Annotated in this window: 14 protein-coding genes; 4 read left to right on the forward strand and 10 right to left on the reverse strand. The window is 42.2% G+C overall.

Annotated features, from left to right (window positions below):
* Positions 1 to 42 precede the first annotated feature (42 nt).
* From MKX50_RS22495 to MKX50_RS22505, 3 genes are read right to left on the reverse strand one after another with little or no spacing between them, the layout of a single operon-like run.
* A complete protein-coding gene (locus MKX50_RS22495; protein ID WP_339157813.1) occupies positions 43 to 3,525 on the reverse strand; it encodes a glycosyltransferase in 3,483 nt (1,160 codons plus the stop codon).
* A gap of 17 nt (positions 3,526 to 3,542) precedes the next feature.
* Positions 3,543 to 4,283, reverse strand: coding sequence for an ABC transporter ATP-binding protein (locus MKX50_RS22500; protein ID WP_339157814.1), 741 nt, complete (start codon positions 4,281 to 4,283; stop codon positions 3,543 to 3,545).
* 18 nt (positions 4,284 to 4,301) lie between these two features.
* A complete protein-coding gene (locus MKX50_RS22505) occupies positions 4,302 to 5,078 on the reverse strand; it encodes an ABC transporter permease (RefSeq protein WP_213593713.1) in 777 nt (258 codons plus the stop codon).
* A gap of 109 nt (positions 5,079 to 5,187) precedes the next feature.
* On the opposite strand from MKX50_RS22505, the gene MKX50_RS22510 reads away from it, so the two are divergent.
* Complete coding sequence (locus MKX50_RS22510; RefSeq protein ID WP_339157815.1) at positions 5,188 to 7,644, forward strand: O-antigen ligase family protein; 2,457 nt, start codon at positions 5,188 to 5,190, stop codon at positions 7,642 to 7,644.
* An 87-nt stretch (positions 7,645 to 7,731) separates the two neighbouring features.
* Here the strand turns inward: MKX50_RS22510 and galU are convergent, their stop codons facing one another.
* A complete protein-coding gene (galU, locus tag MKX50_RS22515) occupies positions 7,732 to 8,625 on the reverse strand; it encodes a UTP--glucose-1-phosphate uridylyltransferase GalU (protein ID WP_213593709.1) in 894 nt (297 codons plus the stop codon).
* A 669-nt stretch (positions 8,626 to 9,294) separates the two neighbouring features.
* Positions 9,295 to 9,507, reverse strand: coding sequence for a hypothetical protein (locus MKX50_RS22520; protein WP_339157816.1), 213 nt, complete (start codon positions 9,505 to 9,507; stop codon positions 9,295 to 9,297).
* A gap of 248 nt (positions 9,508 to 9,755) precedes the next feature.
* Between MKX50_RS22520 and MKX50_RS22525 the strand changes: the two genes are divergently transcribed.
* Positions 9,756 to 10,235, forward strand: coding sequence for a cell wall hydrolase (locus MKX50_RS22525; RefSeq protein ID WP_339157817.1), 480 nt, complete (start codon positions 9,756 to 9,758; stop codon positions 10,233 to 10,235).
* 55 nt (positions 10,236 to 10,290) lie between these two features.
* Here the strand turns inward: MKX50_RS22525 and MKX50_RS22530 are convergent, their stop codons facing one another.
* The 4 genes from MKX50_RS22530 to MKX50_RS22545 form a co-directional block, all read right to left on the reverse strand.
* A complete protein-coding gene (locus tag MKX50_RS22530; RefSeq protein ID WP_339157818.1) occupies positions 10,291 to 10,986 on the reverse strand; it encodes a hypothetical protein in 696 nt (231 codons plus the stop codon).
* 264 nt (positions 10,987 to 11,250) lie between these two features.
* Positions 11,251 to 11,508 (reverse strand): helix-turn-helix domain-containing protein, encoded by a 258-nt coding sequence (locus MKX50_RS22535; protein ID WP_339157819.1) that lies wholly within the window; start codon positions 11,506 to 11,508, stop codon positions 11,251 to 11,253.
* A complete protein-coding gene (locus MKX50_RS22540) occupies positions 11,498 to 11,680 on the reverse strand; it encodes a YvrJ family protein (RefSeq protein ID WP_339157820.1) in 183 nt (60 codons plus the stop codon). Before MKX50_RS22540 ends, MKX50_RS22535 begins: the two co-directional genes overlap by 11 nt.
* Positions 11,670 to 12,287, reverse strand: a complete 618-nt coding sequence (locus tag MKX50_RS22545) for a sigma-70 family RNA polymerase sigma factor (protein ID WP_339157821.1) — start codon at positions 12,285 to 12,287, stop codon at positions 11,670 to 11,672. Before MKX50_RS22545 ends, MKX50_RS22540 begins: the two co-directional genes overlap by 11 nt.
* A gap of 335 nt (positions 12,288 to 12,622) precedes the next feature.
* Here MKX50_RS22545 and MKX50_RS22550 point away from each other — a divergent pair, with 335 nt between their 5' ends.
* A complete protein-coding gene (locus MKX50_RS22550) occupies positions 12,623 to 13,261 on the forward strand; it encodes a hypothetical protein (RefSeq protein WP_339157822.1) in 639 nt (212 codons plus the stop codon).
* An 835-nt stretch (positions 13,262 to 14,096) separates the two neighbouring features.
* Here the strand turns inward: MKX50_RS22550 and MKX50_RS22555 are convergent.
* On the reverse strand, positions 14,097 to 16,679 hold the full coding sequence (locus tag MKX50_RS22555) for a U32 family peptidase (protein ID WP_339157823.1): 2,583 nt from the start codon (positions 16,677 to 16,679) through the stop codon (positions 14,097 to 14,099).
* 332 nt (positions 16,680 to 17,011) lie between these two features.
* On the opposite strand from MKX50_RS22555, the gene MKX50_RS22560 reads away from it, so the two are divergent.
* A complete protein-coding gene (locus tag MKX50_RS22560; RefSeq protein ID WP_339157824.1) occupies positions 17,012 to 18,403 on the forward strand; it encodes a transcriptional regulator in 1,392 nt (463 codons plus the stop codon).
* Positions 18,404 to 18,475 lie beyond the last annotated feature (72 nt).

Consider the following 18,475-nt stretch of genomic DNA (forward strand, 5'->3'; position numbering starts at 1 on the left):
CCATTCAATTGCTAGGTAGACCTTTGTAGTAAAAAGGTATTTTTAGCTTTGAGCATCCATAGGAGTTTTAAGAGAGACACCTTTATATAACTCAAGATATTCTTTAGACATATCTTTTGCAGTCTTTATATGAACCTTTTTTAACCTATCTAACATTCTATCGTACCCGTCATGATCAATTGATAACTCTATAATTTTCTTGTATGACTCATTAGGATTCCTATAATCGATGAACCAACCACAACCTGTTTCGTTTACTCGCTCTTCTACAGCGCCAAGTTTTGTGGCTAAAACAGGTATTTCACACTGCCAAGCCTCAGTAAGCGTATGGCAATATGTTTCAGGCCAAATTGAAAAAATACCAATAAAAGAAGGTTTTATAGCCTTGACCCTATCATAAAATTCATGACGATGATATGATCCATGATCTATTCCATATTCTTTTAATGAGGATTGTATATTTCCAAGAAAATGAAATTCAAGCCTATTTTCTGTATCAATATTTTTAAGATCTTTAATAAATTCCGAGCCTTTATTTAAACCAATATTCCCAGGTATTAATATTTTGATAGGCTTTCCTTTGACTGGTCGCTCGTGAAATGTTTCATTCCGAGTAAATTCAACTAAATCATCTCTGCCATGTTCAATTACTCTAAAATCATACTCTTTTAGCATTGGAAATGTAGTAGTGTATACGTCTTTTGTACTCTTAGAAGTCGTAACAAAGGCATCGCAGACTTTGAACATTTCCTGTACCAATCCCCTCCACACTAATACCCAGTTATGCTTCAATGTTGGCGGGTTGGGAATCCAGGAACTTGGCGGAGAACAAACGCCCGTTCCCTCTGTACAACGACCTCCGCAATAATTATTATTATTGTCCAGTAGATGAATAGTAGGGCAAACATAATAAAAATCATGAAAAGAGAGTATCAACTTTCTACCTAGCCTATTCGCCAAATAAGCAATGTCAAAGGTATGCGCTAATAAATGTCTAATATGCACAAGCGATATATTCCATTTCAATAATACCTCAAAATAAATTTCTGAAAAATCATCGCGGGAAGTATGCGTTACTTCCCATTCTTCTTTTAGATCCCAAGTATTTAGTACTTGAAAAGATTTATCTTTAAATTTATATAGCGTTAAGCTCCTCTTATTGGAAATAAGAACAAAGCACTCGTATTCGGATTCGACATAAGTCATCAGATCTTTGTTTGTATTAGGTGTACCACCGGATCCATCGTGAAGGACATACAACACCTTCTTTGTTGTTTTTTCAAATTTTAAGTCTTCGTCTTTTAAGTGAAATTTAACATTATTACGTATTTTCAATAGTTTTTCAGATTCGAACGCTTCCTTTACCATTGCTGTATATTCGGGATGTAATTCGTTTAACACAGCCCTGTTTCTTTTAATAAGTTCCTTTTTCTCTTCAGAAAATGAAGCACTCCGTTTATGATAAATATAAGTCGCATCATCAATAATATGCTTCCATCCCGCTTTAAGGGCCCTCATACAAAAATCATTTTCTTCTCCATAACCACGTTTAAAACGTATCGAATCCATTAACCCAATTGAATTAATAAGTTCCCGTTTTATATAAATACAAAAACCATTCCCAGTAGGTACGATTGGGTACACTCTTTCTGATACGTCTTCAACTAACTTAGCCATTCCATCGATTCCAAGTGTTTTTGGTATTTCATTAACCTCACCAGCACTCGGTACTGAGAAAGCTCCTGCTGCATTTGAAAGTGGAGTGACAGTACCTACTCTTTTAATAGAATATGCTGCATATTTTAATTTCTCTAACCAACCAGCTGTGACTATTGTGTCACTGTTCAATAAAATTACATCTGAGGTGCTATTCCTCATTCCAATATTAACACTTTCGACATAGCCTAAATTAGTTTCATTATTAATGATTAGATAATTCGGCAACTTTGTTTTAGTCTCTAGAAATTGTTCTATTCTCGGATCCGTACTACAGTCATTTACAATTATTATTTTATAAGGCAGCACGGTATGTCTCTCTATACTTTCAATACAATTAATAAAATCATCCGCTGCATTGTACACAGGAACAATTATTGAAGTAAACAATTGATTAAAAAAAGACTCCATTGTCCCCTGATTTGAAGACTCTACTAATTCATTGTTACTAGTTACCTTTTTAGGCTCAACCATTTGCCTGGTGGATTCCACTTTAGGAATATTTTGTTCTATAGCAGTATTTCCATTCCTCTTTTTTCTTGCCCTTGCCACAAGCTTAAACAAGCTGCCTGGCAATCTAATAAACTTGCTCGGGCTAGTTATTGAATTTATTAATATATCTCCCAACTGATATCTAATAGAGTTAAGATGAACATTTGAAGCTCGATTTGCTGCCTGGACACGTTGTTCCAATTGCTTTTTCTCTGTGTGGGCATTAATTTTAAACGTGCTTAATTCTTTTTCCATTTCCTTAAGTTTATTAGTAAGATGGTTATTTTGTTGATCAAATTCATTATTCTCTAATATTTGTTTCTTCAAATTGCTAACTTCATTTTTTAATTCTAAATTGTTCTCGAACAGCTTATGCTTGTTCTCGGTTAGTTTCTTATTATCCTTTTGCAGTGACGTAATTTCATCTAATAGATGTCGGATATGAATTTGTATGGATTCAATATCATTGTTTTCAGAAGATGGAACACTTAATTGGCGACTGATTTCATTCAGTTTAATCACAAGCTGCTTATTATCTCTTTTAAGCTTTTCCTTTTCTTTCTTTGCCGTATTCAACTTAATGCTCTGTTCAATCCGCTCCATTTCCAGAGCAGTAATTAATTTTGAAGAAATTAATATATTTTGTTCATTAATAAATTCAATTAACTCTTTATACTCACTATGAACAAGTATTCCTAGGCCATTGAATCCCGAAAATAAAAAAAACTCAAACTCCATATCCGACTGGTCTATAAAATCTTCTACTGCAGTCAAAACGCCATTCTTCGGATTATTCTCATAAATGGCGTTGAATAAGTGTTCATTAATTCCATTCTCATCAGTTAAGGAATGACAAGTTGGACTAATACCTGCCTTTTTATAGGGCTGACGAAAAATTGGAGGGATGTTTTCTGGATTATAGTACAGATCCCTTCTTGCATAGGGCCAGCCAACATCATGAATAAAAACAATTGGGAAGTGTTCCTTGAAATTATGTTCAAGAATTTTCAACTCATTGAAGACCGTATACCAGTTATGATCCCCATCAATTAATATTGCTTCAAACGCATCTATGTTAGGAAGGACAGACAAGCTCAAATCTTTAAATAGCTTGAAACTAGCCCCGTATTTATCCATAAGTAAATTTTCATCGAATTTTGGAAAGGGATCAATGGCATACAATATACCATCTTTTTTTTGACAATACTCAGCTAATTTCCAAGTATTATCTCCATATAAACATCCAATTTCAACGATATTTGATACTTGCTGCTTTTCCAAGACTGGTTTAATTACGCTATCCCAGTATCTATGCATGAATTCTCTCCTCCAACTCAATCTTGATTCTTGAATTTCTCTAAAACTTCTACAGTTTCACCAATCATTTTAAGCTCGCCCTTTTCCAACCATAAGGTTCGATTGCACAATTTTTCAATCTCGCCAAGCGAGTGCGAAACAAAAAGCACCGTCGTACCCCCACCCAACAATTCCTGCATGCGAACTTGACACTTCTGTTGAAACTTAAAATCGCCTACAGATAATACTTCATCAACAATTAGAACATCCGGATTTATGCAGGTAGCTATTGAAAACCCCAGCCTTGCTTTCATACCTGAAGAGTAATTCTTAATAGGAACGTCAATAAACTCTCCCAACTCTGCAAATTCAATAATTGCAGCCTCTTGTTCTTTCATGAACTTATTAGAATGCCCAAGAAGAGAACCGTTCAGGTAGATGTTTTCTCTACCCGTTAGATGCTCGTCAAAGCCCGCTCCAAGCTCTATAAGAGGAGCCATTCTCCCGTTAACCTTAATACTCCCTACAGTAGGCTTCAGAATACCTGCTACAATTTTCAACAAGGTGCTTTTGCCTGCGCCATTCAATCCAATGACTCCCATGATTTCTCCCTTGTTAACTTGGAAAGAAACATTACTTAGTGCCTTGTATTCCTTATACTGCAGTTCCTGCTTAACCATCTTAACGAAGTATTCTTTTATGGAATCAACTTTTTCCTTGTACATCCGATAGGTCATTGAAATATCAGCCACATCTATTACTATATGATCACTATTCATAGTTTCCCTCGTATTTCCTCAAAGATATAATATAAAGTCGTTCTGTTTTTTCTGGAAAACAAAAAGTCCTAGTGCTAGCGACAACAATGATACTCCCATACATATCAAATGAGTGTTCAAATCGCCAAAATTTCCGTTCAATACGATATCTCGGAATAAGCTAATGTAGTAATACATAGGATTGGCCTCAATAATGGCCCTATATTTATCAGGAATAATATCAATCGGATAAATAATCGGGGTTAAGTACATCCATGCTGTAGTGACTACGCCATATAGATGATTTAAATCTTTAAAGAACACAGCATATGCCGATAACAAAAGTCCAAAACCAACAGCAAATACAAATAAGTATATTATAGGTATTGGAAAAAGGAGAACAGTCCAAGACCAGTCTATATTAGAAACCATCATAATCACGAATAGTATAATTAATGTAAAAGCTAAATTAATTAAAGAGAAAATAGATTTAGATAGCGGGAACAAGTACCTTGGTACGTAAATTTTCCTAATTAAAGCGGCATTCCCGTTAATCGCCCTCATTGCCGAACTTGTTGATTCTGAGAAAAAGTCAAACATCAGTTTCCCTGTTAACAGATATAAAATGTAGTTTGGAATATGGCGGTTAAACAATGTCGAAAAAACGATTGATAGCACCATTATCATTAACAGAGGATTCAGCAGGCTCCATAAAACACCAAGTCTCGACCTTCTGTATTTGAATTTAAAGTCTTTCTTCACTAATTCTTTAAGAAAATGCCTATACTTCAGAAAGTTATTAACGTAGCTTCTCATGAGCTTCTCATACCTCATCATTTCATTGAATAATCTATTGAAACTGGTCTCTACCATAGAACCTATGCTAAAATAATTACCGTATCTACAAGCAAAGGAGATTGTAACCTTGTCGAATCCAGTATACGGGAAAAAGGCCTCAGCGTCGAGAAATGGAGAGAAATTATCGGTTGCTGCATGGCTGTTAAAGATTGGTATTGTATTTCTGATGATCTGGGCGCCCTTTCAGGCCGGCTTATTCAACGGCCTCATTCTACAATTTGAGAAGCCCATCTACTGGTCTGTCATTATCGGCAGCTTCCTGCTGCTGATCTGGCTTGCCGCTTACTACAAAAATATTAAACTGGACGATCAGCGCAGTTGGACAGCCGCCTTTGTGCTGCTTGTGCCTATCACGTACCTGCTCTCGCTCCTATCAGCGGCTTCCCACTATTTTGCAATGAACATGGTACTTATCCAGTGCCTGTACGCCATCCTATTTATTATAGGCCTATATTTGCTGCAAAATAAACAAGGCAACCGCTTTGTCGAAATAACGACAATTACTGCCGCTTACATCATCGTTATGTTCGGTTTGCTGAATTGGCTTGGCCAAGGCAGAACCGTGTCAGCGCTCGTCGGGTGGTTTTCGAGCACGGTATATAATGGAGTGTATAACCAGGCTGTCTGGATTGACGCTAACGGTCCGCGGCTGGCATCGGTGTTCCAATATCCGAACACATATGCCGCCTTCCTGATGGCTTTCTTCTTTGTTGCGGTGTTCGCCATTACGCGTTCCCGGAAATGGTATGAGCAAGCGATCCATGGCTTCATGCTCGTACCGATGGCGCTTTCCATCCTGCTGACTCTATCACGCGGTGGTTTAGTTTTCCTTCCGGTCGTATTTATCGTACTTCTGCTATTCTTAAAACCGGCAAAGCAGGTTCTTTGGATTCTGTACTGTTTGATTTCCGGTATCGGCACACTGCTAATTGCGAAACCTGTAACTGAGTTAGGACAGCAATTTCACCAAGGTCTCATCCAGGATCCAGCCAAAGGCTGGGGTTACGTGTTGGCTGCATCCGTTATCGTTGCAGCTCTTGCCTGGCTGATCCAGCGTTTCCTGGCTCCTAAGCTGGAACAGCGCCTGAGCGGCTTGTCTGTGCGCAAGCTGTCTAACCTATGGCTGCCGATCGGCTCCATCGTAGCGGTTGTCATTATTGCAGCAGTTTTCCTTGGAACAAATGCCAAGCATCTATTGCCAGGTAATATCGGCGAGCGCCTCGAGAACATCAACTTCCAGCAGCACAGTGTGCTCGAGCGTCTAACCTTCTATAAAGATGCCCTTAAAGTCATGAAGGACTATCCCGTCATCGGTGCGGGCGGTGGTGCATGGGCTGCTCTATATGAAAAATACCAGAACAACCCTTATCTTAGCCGGCAGGCGCACAGCTTTGTTATGCAGTATTTAGTCGAAGTCGGGATTTTGGGCTTTGCGGTATTTATGGCTTTCATTCTGTTTATTTTCTACAAATATATTAAAGGTTATATTCGTTCATCAGAAGAACAGCGCGAATCTCATTTCATTTACTTCATCCTCGTATTCTCGTTGTTCATTCACAGCTTGATGGACTTCAATATGAGCTACATTTATATCGGTATTATCGTATTCCTGGGATTGGCCGGCATGGCGGCAGCGATGGATAATGAGCCCGTGAAGCGCCTAGCCTTGAAACCATCCGCAGCTCGCGGGTTGTATAGCGCAGTGGCGGTCATTGCTTCACTCGTACTCATCTTTACCTCGATTCGCTACATCCAAGCCAATGATGAAGTAACTAGAGGACGAGAACTCATGGGCACAAGCTCCGACTTCCAGGAGATCCAAGCACCGCTGGATCGTGCGCTTCAGAAACGTGCCCACCAGCCTGATGCTGTACTAAATATGTCCGTGCTTCTGAAAGCAGGATATGAACAGACACAGAATGAGACTTTCTATACGGCAAGCTATGATCTGTTAACGAATGCCTTGAAAAAGGAACCATTTAATAAGAACATCTATAACCAGCTTATCGCCCTGCACCAGCTAAAAGGAGAAGACGAGCAGGCGTATGCTATATATAGAGACAACGCAGACAAGTATGCCTGGGACATGAATTGGTATGATCAACTGATCTATCAATCCTATGAGCTCGGTTATCAGGCACTTGGCCAGGCTAATATCGCCGAAAAAGAGCAGTACTTCAAAACCGGGCTGAATGCTTACCAGCATGTGGTTGAGGGAGTCGAGCATTTAAAAACCCTCCCTCCGGGACAATTCCAAGGCGGAGAGTTCTACATCACACCGCAGATGACGTTAAGTGCCGGTAAAATGCAGTTTATGATGAATGAACCGGAGCAGGCAGCTGCTGTTCTGAAAAATGGCCTGACGGGAGACTTGCATGATTCAACCATGCAAGAAATCGCTGTCTGGTATTTGGCTGCATTGCAGAAAACCGGAGCAAGCGATCAGGCCGTTTACGACCAATTGATTCAAATTAACCCATCTGAACAGGAAACCATTACTCAGCTCGCAAAACTGCAATTCTAGGCATAAGAAAAACGACTATCGTCGTGATGGTTCAGCTTCATTGAAATTTTTATCAATTCTCTAATCTTAAGAAAAACGGCTTCTCGTTTAACGAGAGGCCGTTTTTGTTTGTTGGTTTCGGTCGATGATCTGCGCCATGTACTCCAGCAGCTGATCTCTCAACTCTTCGCTCTGCAAGGCATAGTGTATCGTCGTTTCAATGAATCCTAGCTTCTCGCCCACATCATGGCGGATTCCCTCAAAATTATAAGCAATGATTTGCTCATATTCTTTAAGCCTGGATATGGCGTCCGTTAACTGAATTTCGCCGCCTACGCCGACACGCTGCTCCTCCAATATGCCAAAGATAGCAGGGGTTAAAATATATCTTCCCATAATCGCCAAATTGGACGGCGACTTCTCCATTTCCGGCTTCTCGACTAGCTGATTAGCTATGTAAACACGATCTCCGATTTCCGTGCCATCCACGATGCCGTAACGCGACACTTCGCTCCATGGCACCGGCTGAACGCCTACGATGGATGATTTCTGCTCATTATATACTTCAATCATTTGTCTTAGGCAAGGCTTCTCTGATTCGACGATATCATCCCCGAGGAGCACAGCGAACGGCTCGTCTCCAATGAACTTTCTCGCGCACCAAATCGCGTGCCCCAAGCCCTTCGGCTCCTTCTGCCTAATATAGTGGATGTCTGCCATCTCGGAGGATTTACGAACCTCCTCCAGCAGCTTCCACTTGCCTTTCTCATGCAAATTAAATTCAAGCTCGAACGAATTATCAAAATGATCCTCAATAGCACGTTTGTTCTTGCCAGTTACAATGATAATATCCTCAATTCCTGAGGCTACTGCCTCCTCAACGATATATTGAATCGTCGGTTTATCCACAATCGGCAGCATTTCTTTAGGCATTGCCTTCGTTGCCGGCAAGAAGCGCGTTCCTAATCCTGCCGCAGGTATAATGGCTTTACGTATCTTCATCCCGAATCCCCTTCTAAATAAAGACCTGAAATAACATATGCCTATTATACACAAAAAATGGGCATGTACGCGACCAAACTGTAGCAGCCTGTATTATACCCGGGTTCTTGATCCAGAAAAAAGACGGTCCCCCTCGTTAGGCGAGGATCACCGTCTGCTGCTACATTATGCTGACTTTTCTGTCCAACTGGTCCGGGGCCCAATATTCTTCAGGCCAGATGGCTGCTGCTTTATTGGCACCAGATTTTGAATATAGAGAAGCGACGAGACTGTGATGGGCATTCATTCTTTTATAGGTGATGGGAAAATAGTGCCTAGGGGGAGACGGGGACTTTGATATGAGTATAGAAACCCGAGCACCTTCCAATGCTTACGTTACTATAAACTTTTATCTAGATGAAGATAACCATAGAGTGTTTGAACCAAAAACAGATACAAAGCAACTCCTTGGTTCAGTAGTTATTTTTAATGAATCCGCTGTTGTGAGATGGTAAGAACAAATTTCAAGGGAATATTTACTGCATAATTAGATGGTCGGCATAGCATCGGCCCCCATCTTTAATCTTCCATAACATTCGTTTCCGATACGTTCAGAGATCGCATCTAAGTCAATGATCTTACCTTTGTTCACAAGTAATTTGGATATTGACTGAATGTCAGCGAAGAACACTATTTTTTATCAATGACATTGCAATGTTCTGACAATCGGAAATCGGTAGGATCATTAACTTGCATTGAATTTAAATGTTTTGTATACAACTGAGCAACATTCTCGTAAAATTCGCGGTCTTCAGGGTGGCAATTTAAAACACGTTTTGCTAATTGGCATATTTCGATTCGTAAAGATAATAATCGCTCCATATAAGATTTTTGTTGTTCCATAATCATCCTCCAATCTTGTCCTCTATCTTTTAAAGTGAAGAGTAGTTTACGTTAAACAACCACATTTTTATATTCCTCCAATAAATAAACTAAATTAAAAAATGTTTATAAAGGTTGTTTTCAAAATTTAAATTCACACTTTAATAATATGAGAACGAGAGATCAGTGAAGATCAGTACTGGATGAACTGATTACACTGACATCCACACGTCTCCAATCTCATAATAAAATTAATAGGAGGAATTGTAATGGCGGCAGGAGCTTGTTTAACAAATAAAACAGGTTTAACTGAATTTGATGGGCTTGATAGTGTTGATATTTTAGCACGACTGATTTTTTCAGAGGCTGAAGGGGAGTCTCTGACAGGGAAAAGAGGAGTTTACCATGTCGTAGTGAACCGCAAAGCTAAAAACTCAACTGAGTTCGGCGGTAATACAATATCTGGTATAGCACTTAAGAGTGGAGCTTTTGATGGCATGACAACTAATAGGGCTCGTTGTCCTGATACTGATAGCACGGCTTGGAAGGACTCGCTAAGTATTGCGACTAATGGTGGTACCAATCCTATTGGTAAATGCCTATGGTTTAATGGAAACGATACGTATGCAGCGAAATCCAAAACAGAAAATAAGGTAGAGAAATATTCCTTTAACGGAAAAGACTACACGGAAGTTGTCGAAAAAGTAGTAATTGGTGGACATACCTTCTTCCGTCTAAGTGGATATTAATAGGTAGAATACGAAGAACAAAAAAGAATCAGCATTTAAGCTGATTCTTTTTTGTTTAGTTATTAACTTCCGTAATAACTAAATCTGCAGCATTTAGATCCTGATCATATTCAATTTTTACAGTTGCCACAACTAGCGAAGGGCTTACTGCCCCTAGGAGGGTAGCAGTAATTTTATTATCCTCGATTTCATACTTGATGTGGTTAATGTAACTCACTTCATCAAACCACAAACCCGCATCTTCCTCTTTAAAAATTTTTTCTACTACCTGTTGAGAATTAGCTTGGATATGAATGTTTACTATTCCATCTGATTTTTTTATTGTTGATTTTGTATTTTGATTCGTATAAGTAAGAGGATCTTCAATGTGTAACTCTGTTAAATCTTGTGATTTTAAAACATGTAGGTCTTGTACATTTATATCACTTCCAGTATAACGGGTAGTAATGATTACAATTTCATCTGTACCATCATCATTAATATCTAGTTTTTCAACCCTTGGATAGTACGTTGCATTGTTTGATGTTTGCCAATTAAAGCTTTGGGATTTATCTCGCATTTGTACAACAACTTCATTAAAGGAACCCTCTTTCTCATTGTTCCCTAATAATATCACATCTTCTAACTTTGCTATTTCTACACCTGTACGGTTACCTTCTTCTTCAGTCTTATACATATTAGAACCATCACCAGTATTTCCGCATCCAGCCAACAAAAATACCAATATTAATAAAACAGTTCCTTTTTTCACTGCTATCCCTCCGGAAGTTGATTTTATATAACAGTCTCACATATAATATACACATTTGGAATATATTAGTTGTGCCGTCACATAAATTCCCTTGAGTTTAATATTAGTCAATCATTAGTCCCTCCCCTGAATATAGCCAAGTTTTTAAGCATATAAAAAAGGAGTCCCCCTATACCTCGAAAGTGCTGGTAACAACCCAAACACGGAGATAATTGGACGAACTCCTATACATATCACGACACGATAGCCTATTTACTTTAGATATCACGATTTATAATTACCCTGTGTTTTTTGTAGAACTATAAAGAAAGTAGAGAAATCAGGGACTTGGGTTAAGTCATAAGATAAAATTTTTTTGATAAGTGTCACCATAATTTCTTGTTCAAGATCATCTCTGTTATTATGCTCTATCTTGTTCCGCGCACTTTTTATAACTGGTAATATAATTTTTATTACTTCATATACTGCCTCACGGTCGCCCTTTTGTGCCTGGAGGACCAGATCAAATAGTTCATCCATCATTACCCTCCCCACTCACTTTTTTATGAATTACCTCAATAAGTTTTGATATGGTTTGTGTTAAAAGCTCTAGTTTTTTTTCAAAGCGAAGAAGTAAATAACCTGTTAGTACAATCGGAAATCCTACCTGACTAATAGCTGTAAATATAAAAGCTAGGGGTTGATTATTTTCCATCAGGGTCACCCCCCTTCTGGATGATGAGTCGTAATCTTCGCAGTGCTGTATTTCTAGTTTTGCACACAGCTTGCTGTGAAATACCAAATAAGCGGGAAATTTCAACATCCTTGTAGCATAAAACATAGCTGTAGGTAATAATTTGTTGTTGTTTGCTGGTGAGGAGAGAAAAAGCCTTCGATAGATGATCATTGGTTATGGAATCTGGAAAAGTAGCGAGACTGCAATTTGGTATGTCGGAAGATTGAGTTGCATGTTTGCTAAGAAGTAATTCCCCGTAAGTTACAGACGTATCCTTATCTGATATCGGACTATCAAATATAAGCAGATTTCTTTTCTTCATTTTGTGGTTTTGCCTCATATGATCAATTGCACAATAATGCACAGTAGAAACCAAGTACTTCGTAAAACGAACTCTAAAAAAATACTTACGAAATTTATCGTTTAGTTCAGGTAAATATTTTTGTTCATGGTCTACTGCTTTTAGTAAAAGAACAATGTTCTCTTCATTTTGAAAAAAACTACTGACTATACCATTTGAAAATACAGCTGCATTTTTTCGATAATAATGATCAAAAGTTCTTTTTTGAGATTTAGTTAGAATCACTCAAAACACCCCCTGAATCCCCTTTATATTACTAAAGTGTAATAAAAGAACATTAAAACAACCTGTTGAACCATTAGTCCTTTGAATTGTCATAAAGTATATAAGTGTTGTCTCTCTGCATATTACCATTATGGTAATATTTAGTCAATAATAGCCCTATTAAATTACCTTAATGGCAATTTAATAGGGCTTGAACATAAAAAACTCAAGTATTTTTAAAACTAGGTTGTGAAACGCCTTCTATAAATACCTTTCTATTATGAGAGGGAAGATTGTGGACTTGCCATGGATTGTCCTCTCTTTTCCCAAAAACATAACGAAAAGAGGTAATCGAAATGGAAGAGTATGCAAAAGTTCTGCGATGGTCAACGGATGTGGGTGTATATGGGCTAAGAACTACCATTCAGCTTCCCAAGAGCGCAACTTTCGAGAAAAATGTAGGCTTCATCAACTTCTACTTGGGTGTCTTTGGCGCAAATGTCCATTACGAATGCGGACTATCCACCAAACCCGCAGAAGCAGCAAATGACAACTGGCACTGGTTCTGGAATACCGGATTTGCCAACGATGGGGGGCCTTGGATGATAAAGGGAGGATCGGTGGTGCCGATCGAACTATCCCTGAATTGCAACGGACAGCTGGAGTTCAAGGTTGCCGGCGAGGTCGTGAAGACCTTCCTGGCTGAGGATGAACCCTTCGGTGCATTGACTACTGCCAGGCTTGTTGTTGCCGCTTGTGATCAGAAATTCGAGATTGTGCCTGACCCGCTTCCGGAATGGACGACCCGCCACGACGCCGTCGTGTGCGATTGCTTCAGCTACAAGGACAGCAGCGGCACTTGGACGACGTTGTCGGCGGCGAATTCTTCTCCGCCGGAAGCTACGATATTCTGGCCGACGGGTTATGACCATACCGGAACGCCCGCCGACTATACCACAGCCATTTCTGCAGGTAAAATCATTGCCACGCTATAATTGTAGTAGATGTTTGGGGACGCTCATCGTAAGGTAGAGACTTCGCCATCTTGTAGCAAAACTTTGCTGCTGAGCGCAAGTCGTGAAGCATGAGAGTGAACTTGCAAGCACCCGGGCAGGACATAGAGTTAAAGTGAGGCAGGGGCCTAGATCTGACCTAGAACTGTGGCACGAGGCGAGGCACACGTGAGACCTCGGACGTGACATTGAGACGAAGCATTGAGATACGACACCGGGGCACAACAGCAAGACGTGACTCCTAGGGAGATGCGACACCAAGGCTTAGACCCTGATGGTGACCGTGATCCTGACCTTGACCGCGGCTTCTAACGAATCTCACAATTACTATTCGGTTAAAATAAGCTCTTGAGAAAATGTAACGGTTGCAGGTAACGTTATTTTATACTTTCACTGCCCCAAACAGCAGATAAACCGTAAATAGAGTCGATGATAACCGTTAAATTCAAAATAATCGCAAATATGTACAAATAACGTGGCTGAGATTCGTTAGACCGCTGACAGGCGGTCGCCTCCTTCGAAGTGCATGTGGGATAAGCCCACACAGGGAACACCTGGCCTTATCACTGCAGAACTTGCTTAATAAGTTCCAGCGACAAGAACAGACGAAAGCTCCAAAATTTCTACTTTTTACCAACTCTAAAAGCCCCTCCTCCGCTTAATTTCGAAGCGTCAGAGGGGCTTTGGTTAGTTATTTCCTATAGATCGGTCGGCTAGCTTGCCCTTCGTCGTGCACTTGGCTTGAGCCGCCCAGTTTACTTTAGTTGGTTTATTCAATTCGTCGCTTCACGTAGTTGGCTGGTTAACTTCAGCCAGCTTACTTGATCAGCTGTCCACGCGTCACGCCGAGCTGGTTCGTCGCCTTGAGCGTCTTCCATACCTGGGTGCCGCTAATTTCACCGCGTAGGGCTTGGGTGTAGAGACGGATGACCTCATGCACCTTCTCCGGCGTTTCCTCCAAGAATTCGACACGATAGCTCCGTACCCCAAGCTCCAGGAAGTTCCGCAAATATTCCGCACCCGACTGCTCGATCGCATTATATACCGTATTGCGGCAGCCTTCATCAACACGAACCGGATGGGACATGCCGATACGGTCCTGCAGGGATGCTCTATGCTGCTCGCATGGGCGGCCGCAGTTCGTATAGTCCGTACCCTCGCTCAGGAAGGTGCAGTAGACGCAATGCTCCGTATGGAACATCGGCAAGTGCTGGTGAATGACGATCTCCATATTACCAGCCAGGCTCTGGCTGTTGCCCAGCAAATCCACCATCTGCTGGATGTTGAGATCGTAGGATGGCGTAACGATATCGCAGCCGGTCTCCAGAAACAGCTCCACGGTCTTGTGGTTGGCAATATTCAGCGAGAAGTCGCCGATCAGTTGCGGATGCTTCGCGTCCGGATTCTCCTGCCGGTGGCGCAAATAATAGTACAGCGCCCCGGTGTTGCGCACCAGCACCGCATCGGGCTCAAGCCGCAGGATGTTGTTATGGTAGCCGTTCTCGCCCGGCATATGGATGCGCGGCGTCGCGAGCGCGATTCGTTTGCCAGCAGCCCGAACGGCTTCCACCGCTGCCGGAAACTGCTTGATGAATTCAAAGTCGGCGTAGATCATCCCTACGCCGGCCTCCAGCGCAGCCTGCACCTGCGGCAGGCTGCGGCACAGCGCGGTGAGCTCCGCTTCACCGCGCAAGGCGCGGCGCGCGGCCAAGCCCGCGCCGCCTACGGGCGCACCCGCTGCGCGTGGTGCGCCAGCGCCCGCCGCGCCCAGCACAGCTGTGGCGGCGGTGGCGGCGTCCGCCCGTTTCACGTAAACGGGCGGCTTTGGCCGTTCGCCGGCGAGCAGCTCCACTGCGCGCCGGCGGATGCTGTTCAGCTCTCGCATCGGCAGGATCACATCGCCATGCAGCGATGCATCCAGCTGTTCGAGCTGAAACAGCGTGCCGCCGAGACGGCCGAACTGCTCTTCGAGCAGGGCGCCGTCCATCGGCCGCTTTTGCGCCGTCTCGAGCAGCAGCTCGGAGTCGACGCGCACCGTTGTTCCCTTCTGCACATCCGTCCAGAAGGTCGCCAGCGGCTCGCCAGCCCGCCCTGCAGCGCGGACATGCACCGGGAATACCCGGTATGGCTTGTCCGTCTCGAACGTCTGGCGCAGTCTTTTATCCAGCGCGGGATCGCTCGTCTTCCAAATGCGGTCGCCGACGTGAACCTTGCGCAGATCGACGTCATTGCGTCCCGGTATGATATCGACGATCCACTTCTCGTCCGCTTCGCCTTCCAGCCTCACACCTTTGCGGCGCAAATCATAGACACGTCCGCCTTCTTCTTTTTTCGTCGGATCCCCGGCATCGAAGACAATCCCGTCTCCGCGCTTCACAGGAGCCTCCAGGCGGCAGACCACGCCGTCGCGCAGCACCTGCTCCACCCGGCCCAAATACACGCCCCGGCTCTTCGGAAACGTACCCTCCACGAGCTTCTTATTGTTCGTGCCCTCCAGGAATCCATGCGTAAAGCCCCGCGAGAAGCTCTGCTGCAGCTCCCGAACCTCCTCCTTCGACGGCCGGGCATCCTCCCCGTCAAAATAACGGTCAATCGCCTTGCGGTATTTGCTCACAACGTTAGCTACGTATTCCGGGCTTTTTAAGCGCCCTTCGATTTTAAAAGACGTCACACCCGCCTCGATCAGCTCCGGCATCAAATCAATCGCTGCCAGGTCTTTGGGAGACAATAAATACGCCACATCCCCCATCGGCTTCTGCTCCCCGTCCACGATCAGGTCATACGGGAGACGACAGGCCTGAGCGCATTCCCCCCGGTTCGCGGAGCGCCCGCCCCACATCTCCGAGGTCAGGCATTGTCCCGAATACGATACGCAAAGCGCCCCGTGAACAAACACTTCCATCGGCAGCTTTGCCTGTTCTCCGATTTTCTGGATTTGCTTCAAATTGTTCTCGCGGCCCAGCACGACACGTTCCATATTCCATGGCTTCGTGAACTCGACTGCTTCCGGCGAAGTAATCGTCATCTGGGTCGAGCCGTGAATCGGAAAGTCCGGCGACATTTCGCGAATCATTTTGACCAGTCCCAAATCCTGCACGATCACCGCGTCTACGCCCGCATCGATGCAGGCCTCGATCAACTCCGCCGCATCCCGCAGCTCATCCTCGAATACGAGAATATTAAAAGTCAGGAATCCCTTAACCCCGTAGCTGTGCAAAAAGGCCATAATCTCCGGAAGCTCGTCCATGCGAAAATTGTTCGCCCGGGCTCTGGCGTTGAATTTCTCGACTCCAAAAAAAATCGCGTCCGCCCCATTCGCCACCGCGGCCCGCATACAGTCCCAATCGCCCGCCGGCGCCAAGAGTTCCACGTCCTGCCGCGTTAATGTTGTGCTGCTCATATATTCCTCCCCGAGCGGCCGAGCGGCCCTCGTATATTGATTTCCCTTAAATTTAAATTGAAACGACGATAACTTATTTATTTTATCAGACATTCCCTGCAGACTCTAGCTTTAATCCCTTCCAAAGGATGAACTTCTTTCGTATAGCTTGAGATCAAATTATGACATAATATAAACATCTTATTAAATAGAATTGACCAATCATCAAATATTGTTTATATTTGTAATATACTAGAAATCAAAGAATAAAAAGACATATTTCGAAGACAAGGGCCTTTCCATTTTCTAAACACTTACAGTTTGACAAGAAATACTGAAGAAGGATGATTTGCATGAGCTATACATCTTCAGTTCTCCAGCATATCGTCGATTTCATGAACCAGGAAAATATGAATCTAAGGAAATTAGCAAGTAGCTCCAATATTAACGCAGGCACACTGAGTTCCATATTAAATAAAAACAAAACATTAACAGTAGATCATTTGGATCGCCTTACAAGGGTCATGAATTACCCTGAGGGATATTTTTACGAGCAATATATTAAAGACCATTTGAGCCAAAACATTCCCAACTGGCGAAGATTCAAGCCGTTCTTATACCGCTGTGCAGACCTCGATAAATTGGACTGTATAAAGCAAGTGATCAGCTTGTTAATGGATAATCTGATGTACTCTCCCCTTCTATTCGAAGTAGCGGAAGACCTTTACCAGCAGAACAAGCGCAAAGCAGCAGAACTATTGTTTGAAAATGTGGCATTAAGCGAGAAGCATCAGCATTCAGAACGGCTCGCCTTCTGCCAATATCGACTATTTTCAATCCGCTTGGGAAGCAATCAAGAGGATAATTATAAAGCAGCTATTCTGTTCGAGCCCTATGTAGAAAGATTGGATGAACTTGTTCAATTAGATGCTTTGAGAGACTTAGGAAATGTATACCGTTTTTTACACCAGTGGGATAAAGTAGAAATGATAGCAAACAGACTGGGTTATTTGGCCAGAACTTTATACTTCACGGCGCGACCTGTGAAGATTCAAGAAAAATCTAAACCTAGCAGGCCGCTGTTTACATATATAGCATTGGCCAACTTATTTCACGCTGATGTTTGTGATGCACGAAGAGATTATAAGCAGGCACTACACTATACCTCCTACTATGCTGATTTTAGCTGGGTTAAAGAAGATGATGAGAACACCCGGCACTGGAAAGGTGTCTTTCTGGAATGGGCAAAGGCCAATACATATGTGATTAAGCTAATGTGTGGTGATACCAGTGTACTCCCAGAGTACGTTGCATATATCGAAAAAGAACAAGATGAACTTATCCCAGCTTTATTTAATATTATGGAAGCAGCTAATCAATACCATTTCAATGTAGATCATATTCTTAAGCATTTTGAGTCTGAACTTGCAGCTTATGTGAATAAGGACAAGACTGTTGATATCAACAAAAACCATTATAGCGAAAACCTTTTGTCTCTATTATTACACAATTTAGCTTACTATTATCTTAAGAAGGAAATTTACACCGCGGGGTTCGTGAATTTGCTAAAAGGACTTGAAAAATCCTCCTATATAAATAACAAAAAGTGTATGCTTAAATGTATGGGATTATTCGAACGATATAGAGATATGGCATCCCAAGAAACCTTGCTAAAATATAAAACTATAGTAAAAGGAGTTTATGAGAATGAAGAAAAAAATCCTGTTACTTCTTTTGACAGCTAGCTTTGCATTTACTTTATTTATTCCTACCCAATACTCATCAGACAGTAAAATAACGAGCAATTCAGCACTGCA

Source organism: Paenibacillus sp. FSL W8-0186, from assembly GCF_037969765.1.
GTDB classification, from domain to species: Bacteria; Bacillota; Bacilli; order Paenibacillales; family Paenibacillaceae; genus Fontibacillus; species Fontibacillus woosongensis.